The following is a 10200-nucleotide window of genomic DNA, read 5'->3' on the forward strand; positions in this document are numbered from 1 at the left end:
GGTAAATAGACAAATCCTATCTAAATTTAGGTTTAGCGCCGGATATATTCCAGTTAATGATATTTTAGCATGCCAACCCACCGGAAAATAATGACAAGCCAGCGCCCCAGGAAACACAATTGAGAACTAACTTAAAATTACCATTCATGCCTTTTAATGATAGTTAGACCTTATAACGGCAAATCATATTACGTAAACATATAAAAGTTTATAATATCGTGATGGTTTTATTTCCCACTTTACAATAACCATATGTTATTGGTTTGCGGGATTGTCACCAGGTTCGCAAGCACTGTTTGGCTTCACAGTACATCCGGATATGCCGAAATACATTAATGACATAACAAACTCAAGATATGCCCGTGAAGAATAGCCGCTGTTAAAATTTGCTTTACGCGTCACAAACGTTCCTTATATCAGGCTTTGTTGATTCTTGTGCAAGAAGGCTACCAACCGGAGGTTGACCTGAGCTAACTTAATAGCTTCTTTAATGTTTTTTCTCAATCAAAAGGTATGGATGAGACCAGTCAGTTACCTCTTCATAAGAAACAAACCCATCGTGCTCCAGCGCGCAAACGCCCTTGTGGCTGATGACGTAATCGTATACGGCACGGCTTTCCAGCCCCTGTAACATGTGCGACAACAATTTTCGGCGCATCACATCCGACTTCCAGCGTTTACGCGATGCCATATCTTTCCAGGTGATGTTGAAGGGCTGGCCTACCGCATTGGTAACACATTTACCGTAACGATTGGTCAATGCTGTGTCTTCGTAATGATCCAGCAATAAAGCCAAATCTCGCCGTAAAGGCTTCAGAAGGCGTTTCCAGCGTTTCAGTACTCGTTCAGCCTCTGCCTCACCTAATTCACGATTCAACAAGCGTCTTGTGCTGGATTTAAGTGATAGGGTAACAACCCCGGCATTGAATACGCTGGAAAACCGGAATTGCTTAACCAGCTCTTCCGCAACACGCAGTACCCGGCAGATATAGCTCGTTTCCAGTACTTCAAGGCTCTTTGCTGACATACCGACAGACCACAACTCATTGCGCAGAATCTCAAGCTGGCATCCCTTGATATCATAATTGACACCACGCGCCAGACATGCCCACTTCATGGCAGAGGGCAAGCTTTGAAAGCCTGTACCAACTTCAAAGGATCTCCCGCCAATGTACGCAGTTTTATACGATTGCCTGTAAGCCACCATTAACGGTGACTCTTTCACCATCTCCACGCCAGTTTCAGCCAGTCTCGACAGGAAATTGAAAATGAATACTTTATTCTTCGTAGTGGGATTCTCGTTATAGTAATCCAGCAGTGCATCCAGATTGATTTCAAGCGGCTCAAGATTGTTCCAGACCCCCACTACCAACTCCCTGAAGGCAGCGTTAGGGATATCGCGTTTAGACTGCTCATGTTTGGCATGCTGCCCTCGATCAATGGCAAGTCCGATCAGATCATCAAATGAGTAACTTTTACGCTTGGTGAAAATATCCGTCAGATAATGGTAGCGATCCTGACGGCTAAGGTATGCCTCGCGGTCGTTGCCAAACAACTTACGCAAAAAACGCTTAGAAACAGCATATTCCCGGCAAGAGCTTTGAGCATTGGAATACCCGGTTAGTTTGATAATTCCCGCGCTTGCCAGTACCTCCATTGCACGCTCATTGGTCGGCCCACTTTTCTTGAAAACTCCAGGGAGTTTCGCCCTACCCAGCTCAAAGGGTACTGGCACAGAATAAGACCATTTTTTATTCGTCTTAATCTTTGCTTTTTTCCTGTTCTTACGACTACAGGTAGCGACACAAATAACATGCTGGAGAAATACTGCAATATTACGATAAAAAGGACGCCGTAGACTTGGCACACCATTATAAGGAACACTGAAAACAACTTCTTTGAAATAATCCAGCGTTGAATCTGTGACAAGAATATTGTTGTACGTAATGTATGGCTTCATAATTCACCTGTATATAGAGATCAAAGCACCATGCCCTGACCCCATTTATTTACAACTGAATTACTTAACCCCTTACGTGAACCCAACAAGGTTCAGATGGTTATTAGATGATAATAATATTGGAGGCTGGAGCCTCATGATAGCTGATACTGGATAATGGCTATAGTATGTAATGACATATATATAATAACACAGCAACAGACCGTATATATAGCCCTGCAGATGCAGCTATATACCTTGCAGACGAAAATAGCGAATAAATATCAGCTCAGCCAGAATGGGATTAGCGGATATGCAAAATATTACCGGTTATTAAACGCTGAAACTCACGCCCCATGATATTGGAAAACAGTGGGGGCACATGTTATTTCCTGAACTTCATCGGTTTGAAATCTTTAAATCGCTTAAAACCGGCAATCCTTATAAACCCAGGTTATGGGGAAAATCATCTCTGGCTTTCCCCTGTTATTGCACGAGGTAAGGCTGTTGGGCTAAACCCTGGCGGTATTTAACAGGTCTGTCGTATCAAAATCTGGCAAAATTGGGCGGTTTAAAACCATTTCTTTACACAATCCTGGTTTCATACACCTACCATTTCCACGTCCCCCAACAAACGGCATCCCTGCCGCAACACTATTATCCCTGTTTCTGACGCGATTGAAGCCACTTCAGACGAAGTTTGTATTGCCAGTACTGCGGCTGCGCAAGAATCCCAAGCTTATCCAGCACAAGCGGCAACATAGCCCAAATAGCCTCTGAGTCGAACAACTGGATACGGTAGCGTGCCATAAGTTTATCAACGCGCTTGTCAGCAGCTTTTTTCGTTGGGCTGACCTGCTTACCATTTATAGTCGCTGACGGCTTGTACTTTGCTCTGGCAACCGGATAAGGGACATACTCACGTAGTAAGCGGGCAAACTCGGATTCAAGCATCGGATTTGCCAACGCGTCACGATCATAAAAAGCCAGCTTAGAAATCAGGTTCTCCATATTACGCAGGTTGTTCAGCATTAGTTTTTGCTTGCCAGGAGACAGACGCAATTCCAGACGCAGAAACCGCCGGAACTGGTGCTCATCAAGGACAAGAACCGTTTGCTCGTACCTCTTCTGAGTACTTATCTCCGGTGCATCAACCTTTTCGTATACGGAGGCCACAATGGTCGTAGACCCCAGCCTTAACCCTTCCTGCTCTCCATGTAAGTCATAAAAATCGCCCCTCCTGACCCCAGACAACCCAATGAAATAATCATGGAGTTTCATGCCAACCACATCCAGTGCGTAGTGGATAGTTGTTACCCAGGCATTGCGCAAGCCGCGATACAGGAACTTACCTATGCGCCCCTTACGCCCCAGCCACACAAACAAATCCGTTATCCGTTGCGAAGAGTAGTGCTGGGGACTGAATTCCATTCGCTGGAATCCGCGTTGCCTACTGGTCGGGTCAAAATGGATCACCAGCAGTATTGGGTGATTACGCGTTGTACCTTTCAGTCGAATTTCCACTACCCGGCGATAATGTCCATCGCACTCATCCCTGCCAGCAGGCCGAACTTCTATCAGATAGTCACCACCTGAAACAAGGCCAAGCAAACGCTGTTTGAGTACAAGATTTTTCTTCCAGTCATGCATATCCGTTACCCATGCCAGTTTGTCTACACCTCCATACATAGACTGGCCTGCACCATTAACTCCCAGGGGAACTTTGTCAGTTAAAGATGTCACCCGTTCACGATTAAATTGCTGCTTCATATTCTGTTCCAATAGTTCATAGCAGCAACAGTGATCACTCATGCACATGCAGGTACCATCACTGTTACTGTTTATATTGTTGGTATGTCAGGGGGTGGAATGAGGCTTACAGAGCACGTGGCTTGCTAAGCCCGCGTGACTGAATCCAGCGTTGAATTTCATGTAACTCCCACCCCACAGCCCGACCACCATCGCCAGTGAGCTTTTTGGATGAGGGAAAATCCCCTTTTGATATGAGTCGGTACATCGTGGCGGCGGAAATCCCGGTCAGATGAAGAACCTCTTTTTTACGGAGAATACGGTTGGTGTTCATGCTTGTGCTCCTTTGAGCTGCTTCAGGAGCGGGGTTATTTACAAGCATGAAAAAGCGTGACGATTGGCTTGCGGATGGCCTTAACAGGCCTGAATCAGCCTTCCTTACAAAATTCCTTCGCTATAAAACGAATTAATGCCACCAAAAACCTTCTTGAAAACGCGCGGCTTTCCTTGAGGCTCAATGATGGTAAAATAACCAGGAATTAAATTAACTGGAGAAGGAAATGAGGGAACCCAGTAAAAAAGCAGATGCGGTATGCCATCGTGAGCGCATGAGTCGTAACGAGACATTTGAACTCCTGCAGAAGAAGCTCTATCTGGGGAGGGACACCCGGCATAAGTTGTCACTGATTGCCAAAAAATTGACGGGTGACGGGTTTAATCCACATACAATCGACGGGGAAAAAGCCGCTCATGTCATAAGCACTTGCGTAAGCCACATGTACAACGAGCTCTTTGACGATAATGAGGAAAACTCTGTCGAAGGCCTTGAGGAACACCACAAAATTGCCGCAGCAACATGTCAGATATCCATGGATATTTACGCGGTTTATCAGCGCATCAGAGGTCGCTTCGACAAGTTATATTTCACAGGCGCGACTGATAAGGAAAGGTACGATTCAGTTGCAGAAAAACTCAACGAATGTGAAGTCAAAAAGCCCAAGCTAAAAGCACTGTCCGCTGGCCCAAAATGGACGCGAAGTGATGTAGCCTGGATATGTAACCCTGCGAATATTAACGAGTGCATTGAACGAAAAAACAAGAAACATGCGCCTCTGAAACTAACCAGGAATGCCGCTGAGTTGTAGGGTTGAAAGCGATCGTCCTTAGTCCCCCAAGGGCCCTGCTCTTACATTAGCAAAAAACATAAAGCCAACTCGTCGGGTTTAAGCAATGAATGCCAATAAATGCTACCTCGTGCAGAGCCCTTGGGGGACAAGGGGTTGGCGTATTTTTTTCGATTTCTTTGCCTTTTCTACGCTTATCTGAGTTATTTCCCATCTGTCGTTTCGTTGCTACTCTTTATTGGGCTACGAACACATGGTGGAAGCGCTATGGATACTGCTTTACTTGCGTCTCTTGATGGTGAAGGAAAGAAAAAGCTGGAGCGGGCAATCGCAACGCTACAGGGTGATGTGAATGCTGCTTCGGGCGTATTGTATGTTGATCCAAAGCTCAGACTTGAGTACTCACGTCGCATCAAAGCCATGTCTGACGATCTCTACGCCAAAGCTTCACGCGGGATCATTAGCTGGGAAAAAGCCGCAGAGGAAGCTAACCAGACGCGCAACCTTCTGATGGAGCTCATCCGCTACCGAAGCACACCTGTAGGCAAAGCACTGGCGCAAAAAATGAAGGCGCAGGGCAAGACGCTCAATGAGCTGATAGCCTATAAAACAAAGGCGTTGTACGGCGACAAAGTTAACTTTAATAATCTTTCTGTTTCACAGAAAAACGCGGTTTACAGCGCCGTGGTGCAATCGGCTGGTAAATCCAACCTCGAAGTAAATATCAAAATGCAGCGTTTGTCAGGTGCCGGACGTGGATTGATATTCCTTTCTCTTGCAGTAGCTGTCTACCAAATCTATGAAGCCGAGGATAGAGTGCTTGAGACTCAACGGCAGCTTGCCATCAGTAGCGCCGGGATTGCAGGTGCGTGGGGAGGAGGAGCGCTGGCGGGACTGATGTGTGGTCCTGGCGCACCTGTTTGCGTTGTTATTGGTGCTTTTGTTGGCGGTGCGATTGCCGCATGGGAAATCAGCGGATTCTGGGACTAACTATGTTTAAGCAGCTCGACAACGTAACACTTATGCTCAGGGAAGAACCTACACCGACATCAATGGGAAAATATGAAGTCCTGATTGCTGGAAAAGGTACGGGCATTATGGTTCCAGTACAGGTGATAGAAGCTGCTGTTCAGGTTGATGATAAACGCCTGCTGTTGTTTCTTACCGATGACGTTCCCTATGAAGAAGCGCTTAAAATCGCACTGCTCGACCTGAAAGAGGGTGTGAAAGAGATACTGACGTTGGGTGGCGCATATCTGACAGGATCGTTTACGGACCTGAACATACAACCTAATGCAGTTGAATTCAGCTTTATTGGCGATACAACATGGCGGGTTGAAATACCAGCGATGCCCTTTATGAAACTCCCGTTCATCGGCGATCCACGGGGCGTTTCGCGTCCTCCGGCTCTGAAGCATTACATCAAAATCACCGCCAGTCCCGCACCTGCTCGCTTCGACGGTAGCCGCTAATTATTGAGTCAGAGAAGGGAATGTTCTAGTAGCACTGAATCCGTCGGCTGGCTCTGACTTTTACCTTATCCCCACGGCAGTCATAGCGGGTAGTCGTGGATATGTCGCTGTGCCCTGCCAGCTGGCGTACGGTATTAATATCCACATCCTGCTCTAACAAGCGTGTAATGAAGGTGCGCCGCATGTCATGAGGAGTAAAACGCGCTATGCCTGCATCATGCTGTAACTGCTCCAGGATGCCGGTTAAACCGGTCGTTGTCATCGGCTGGCTGGCGACTTTGCCGTTGCGCTGAATGCGGTTAAACAATGCATCCCCGGCCTCTTTCGCGCCACTGGCTTTAATCCATGCGCGGATGGCTTTATCTACCGCTGCCGCAACGTGTATCTCACGGTATTTACGCCCCTTCCCCTGCCTCACTGTAAGGATGCCGTTGTCATAGTCCCGGCACTCAAGGCTGACCAGTTCCCCGGCCCGCAAACCCGCACCGCAAAGTGTCATAACAATGGCAACATCACGACAGCAGCGGATACGTTGCGGATGCCGTTTAGCGGCCTGAACGAGTGCACGAACCTCTTCCCTGCTGAGTGCCCTTCCCTTGCGCTGGTTATCGCCATTAACGCGCTTAACTGCGCGGATACGGGCCAGCGTTTCGGCATTCATACAATTGAGGTTAAAGGCCGTCTGCGCGATGCCCCGGAGTGCTGACAACGCCATGTTAACCGACGACACGGCGTAACCGTCATCCAGCAGTGCCGCACGTACTTTAGCGACAGCGGCGAAGCTAAGTTGCTCCCAGGGGTAGCTGGCTGAAACCGCACCGCGTTTGAGTATGCCGGCGCTGCGGTTTAACAGGCTGGTGATACCCCGCCGTCCCGACGGGGCAAGACCGCTGATATAGGCGTCCAGCACGGTGGTTTCCACCACCGGCGCGACCTGACGCAGTGCAACCCTTCTCATGCGTTTAACCTGCTATAACATGTATTAAACCAGGTAACTGTCTGCATCACACCAGCCCTCGTTCAGCCAGTGATACCGTCTCCGTCCCGGCCACAATAAAGTGGTCCAGCAACCGCACATCCAGCATTTGCAGTAGCTCCTGCAGCCGCTTAGTTATCTGGATATCGCACTTGCTGGGTTCAGCCTCGCCGCTGGGGTGGTTATGCACAAGGATGACAGCGGCGGCGTTATGCCTGAGTACCTGCTTGATTACCTCCCGGGGATGAACGCTGACCGTGTTTAACGAGCCCCTGAACAGCATTTCCCGATGCAGAAACTGGTGCTGGTTATCGAGCAGGATAATGCCAAACTCCTCATGCTCCAGCAGGGCCATTTCATACATTACGCACCGCCTTACATCATCAGGGGAGCAAAGCTGAACGCCACGCTGGTAGCACCGGCTGATAATGTTACGGGCCTGGTCCAGGATGCGGGTTTCACGCAGGGTAAATGTCGTCATGTTCAGAACTCCCGTTCGATAAAGTAAATGGCTTCGGGAAACAACTGTCGCCGGGTCGCGCCAGCACGTAAGGAGAAAGCTTTGCGGGGCATGGAGGTTCGCCCGTTGCTGTCGAAGAACCAGAGCGTTTCTTCGTCCATTCTGGTGACAAGAGACCAGTGAAACTGGTCGCTGAGCATAATCAGGCGGGAGTGGTCTGTTACCGCCAGGAACCGCCTCATTTCACTGAAAACCCGCCCTTCCACAAGACCGCGACTTCCCTCGAAAGGTTTGCTGATTTGGACCGGAAACTGGCGGTGGTAGTGACCTTTCCGTAGTACCTGCGTAATCAGCCAGTCGAGCCGGTTTTCATCTATCCCTTCGGTCAGCCATTCATGCAAAGGCCAGCGTTGCTGATAGGCCTGAAGAAGTCGGTTCATGAGTGGTTTTCGCTTCACCCGACCGTCATACAGCCAGCTCAGCATATTCACCACACTGTACGCGCCGCAAAGACAGTCAAGCTCTCCCTGTACAGACGCGTGGATCCCTCTGTTAGCAGTCACAGATAATGTCTCCATCAATAATTAGCTGTCAGTGTGGCGGGATTAGCTTTCCCACATAACGGTGAGGGTGTAGATATTCAGGAAGTGGTAATGAACGAAGTTTCTCTGCCAGAGTGCAAAAATGTCACGCCCTTCCCCTGGGGGTAAATCACCGGCATAGGAAAGGAAGACATAGCGTTGGCTCCAGCTGATATCGATTTCCTTTTCGAGCTCCGGGTCTGTCCCCATATATTTGAAATCAGTGATGTAATCGAAATACCATTCATCATTACGGGAAATAAGCCTTATTTCGACCGGATGAAACCCACCATTTTCAGCGCTGTAATTGATATCTTTGAACAGCAATGTAACAGCACGAATATTCGGTTTAACTGGCGGCTTTTTACTGAGTTCAGCCAGTATAATATTAATGAGTTCCTGACTTACGGGCATGGACAGCCCTTCTTGACGGATAATATTCATTGTATTTATTCCGGTAAATATGCGTTTGGGTTGATGACACAAATACTAATTAAACCTAACCCATACTGAATTTTCAGACGATGGACGTCCTCCCGCCAGAAGGGATATAAAATGAAACGCTAAGTTGACTATTAGTTTATGCATCAGTTACTGAATAATATGACACTATCCAGTAATGACATTTTACCAGGAATATACTTGCAAAGCAAATAATTTCACAAAGAAACTAGTTCTAAATTTATTTTATGAATTCATCTAAAAACAGGAGAAGGCTTTTTCTTTTGCCGTAATCCAATTTGTTCCAGACTTGATCGAGGCGTTGTTTTAATTCTTTATCGAGCCCAGATAGATAGTCAGGCGGGGTATTAGAAACATTCAGCTCTTCCATGCAATCAATAAAGAACCAACTTATTGGAGTCTTTAGAGACACTGCAATTTTAACTAAATGCGCAACATTGATCTTATTCGCTCCTCGTTCATAGCGGGAAAGTTGTTGCTGAGATATATCGATAATTTCTGCAAGGTCAGCTGCGGTTAACCCGGCTTCTTTACGTCTGCTCTGAATACGCTGTCCTACCAGCTTATCAGCTGAATCTGCCACCAGTTTAACCATCATTTATTCTCCCGTCCGTCCATAAACGGAAGTCTGGGTCTTTTTTACTCTTGCATGAACACCACTAATGACCATAAAATCTCATAAATACTCACTTATGGACCAATAAGACTAAGACTGACGAGCTGAGCGACCAGCAGATGAGCCTTAGAACAAAGGTGGACAAAAAAGGGGAACATTGTGGCAACCACCATTACTGAGATAACGGATTGCTTTGAGTACTTTTTCAGCTCCCTTTACCGGCGTGAATTTGTCAAAACACTGCGTCTGAATGAATGTAGCGAGCGGGAACTTCTGCCATTAGTACGTTGCTATTTGCTGGGTTGGTTTGCGGATAACGTCTCACCAGAAGTCAAAAGCAGGCTACCAGGAACGGTATCCGGACATGGTTTCATTGACTTTGTGATTGACGATGTGGCCGTTGAGTTTGCAGTCCGTAAGCCAACAGCAGCTCGTTCCAATGTCTCAGCAACCGTAAACAGCACGGAAGTGAAGAAGCTGATGAAGCACGACGGCAAAGCCCTGCTTGTACTGTTCGACTTCTCTGACACGCCCTATTCAGAAGAACAGATTGAATCTTTTCGTAACTGGCCTTCCCTGGGACGGGGGAATCACCGTAAATCAGCTTTCAACGTAGTGTATTTCTTTGTGGAAAAACGCAGGCCGCTGGCACTGGGAAAAATCACCAAAAACATTCGTATCAGCTAACAGGATATTTAATGATGAAGAGAATTGTTACTGCATTAGCACTGACAGCCTTAGCCCTCCCGGCAATCGCATCTCAATACGCTAAATCGGGTGCTATATTAACGCTAAAGCCAGGGAATGGTAATGCGGAGTTC

At 47.4% G+C, this 10200-nt stretch carries 12 protein-coding genes; 4 read left to right on the forward strand and 8 right to left on the reverse strand.

All coding sequences use genetic code 11. The features are described 5' to 3' along the window. Positions 1-487: 487 nt before the first annotated feature. The 3 genes from E0L21_RS24110 to E0L21_RS24120 all read right to left on the reverse strand — a co-directional run bounded on the left by E0L21_RS24110 (position 488) and on the right by E0L21_RS24120 (position 4022). A complete protein-coding gene (locus tag E0L21_RS24110; protein WP_131413763.1) occupies positions 488-1960 on the reverse strand; it encodes a hypothetical protein in 1473 nt (490 codons plus the stop codon). A 636-nt stretch (positions 1961-2596) separates the two neighbouring features. Further along, complete coding sequence (locus E0L21_RS24115) at positions 2597-3709, reverse strand: hypothetical protein (protein WP_131413764.1); 1113 nt, start codon at positions 3707-3709, stop codon at positions 2597-2599. 106 nt (positions 3710-3815) lie between these two features. Beyond that, positions 3816-4022: a helix-turn-helix transcriptional regulator gene (locus E0L21_RS24120; protein ID WP_045509457.1), complete on the reverse strand. Its 207-nt coding sequence runs from the start codon at positions 4020-4022 to the stop codon at positions 3816-3818. Positions 4023-4248: 226 nt separating this feature from the next. Between E0L21_RS24120 and E0L21_RS24125 the strand changes: the two genes are divergently transcribed. The 3 genes from E0L21_RS24125 to E0L21_RS24135 all read left to right on the forward strand — a co-directional run bounded on the left by E0L21_RS24125 (position 4249) and on the right by E0L21_RS24135 (position 6284). Beyond that, positions 4249-4833, forward strand: coding sequence for a hypothetical protein (locus E0L21_RS24125; protein ID WP_045509459.1), 585 nt, complete (start codon positions 4249-4251; stop codon positions 4831-4833). 246 nt (positions 4834-5079) lie between these two features. After that, positions 5080-5802 (forward strand): hypothetical protein, encoded by a 723-nt coding sequence (locus E0L21_RS24130; protein WP_045509885.1) that lies wholly within the window; start codon positions 5080-5082, stop codon positions 5800-5802. Positions 5803-5804: 2 nt separating this feature from the next. Beyond that, a complete protein-coding gene (locus E0L21_RS24135; RefSeq protein ID WP_045509460.1) occupies positions 5805-6284 on the forward strand; it encodes a hypothetical protein in 480 nt (159 codons plus the stop codon). Positions 6285-6309: 25 nt separating this feature from the next. Here E0L21_RS24135 and E0L21_RS24140 read toward each other — a convergent pair whose 3' ends face one another. From E0L21_RS24140 to E0L21_RS24160, 5 genes are all read right to left on the reverse strand, one after another. Continuing rightward, positions 6310-7242 carry a tyrosine-type recombinase/integrase gene (locus E0L21_RS24140; protein WP_045509462.1) on the reverse strand — a complete coding sequence of 311 codons (933 nt, stop codon included), beginning with the start codon at positions 7240-7242 and terminating at the stop codon, positions 6310-6312. Positions 7243-7288: 46 nt separating this feature from the next. Beyond that, positions 7289-7741 (reverse strand): RadC family protein, encoded by a 453-nt coding sequence (radC, locus tag E0L21_RS24145; protein ID WP_039079229.1) that lies wholly within the window; start codon positions 7739-7741, stop codon positions 7289-7291. A 2-nt stretch (positions 7742-7743) separates the two neighbouring features. Beyond that, on the reverse strand, positions 7744-8205 hold the full coding sequence (locus E0L21_RS24150) for a hypothetical protein (RefSeq protein ID WP_131413765.1): 462 nt from the start codon (positions 8203-8205) through the stop codon (positions 7744-7746). Between the two features lie 120 nt (positions 8206-8325). Continuing rightward, positions 8326-8745 carry a DUF2787 family protein gene (locus tag E0L21_RS24155; protein ID WP_039079231.1) on the reverse strand — a complete coding sequence of 140 codons (420 nt, stop codon included), beginning with the start codon at positions 8743-8745 and terminating at the stop codon, positions 8326-8328. A gap of 238 nt (positions 8746-8983) precedes the next feature. Further along, positions 8984-9358, reverse strand: coding sequence for a helix-turn-helix domain-containing protein (locus tag E0L21_RS24160; protein ID WP_131413766.1), 375 nt, complete (start codon positions 9356-9358; stop codon positions 8984-8986). 180 nt (positions 9359-9538) lie between these two features. On the opposite strand from E0L21_RS24160, the gene E0L21_RS24165 reads away from it, so the two are divergent. Next, positions 9539-10066, forward strand: a complete 528-nt coding sequence (locus E0L21_RS24165; RefSeq protein ID WP_079497751.1) for a hypothetical protein — start codon at positions 9539-9541, stop codon at positions 10064-10066. Positions 10067-10200 lie beyond the last annotated feature (134 nt).

It is taken from the genome of Kosakonia quasisacchari, from assembly GCF_004331415.1.
In the GTDB taxonomy this organism is placed as follows: domain Bacteria; phylum Pseudomonadota; class Gammaproteobacteria; order Enterobacterales; family Enterobacteriaceae; genus Kosakonia; species Kosakonia quasisacchari.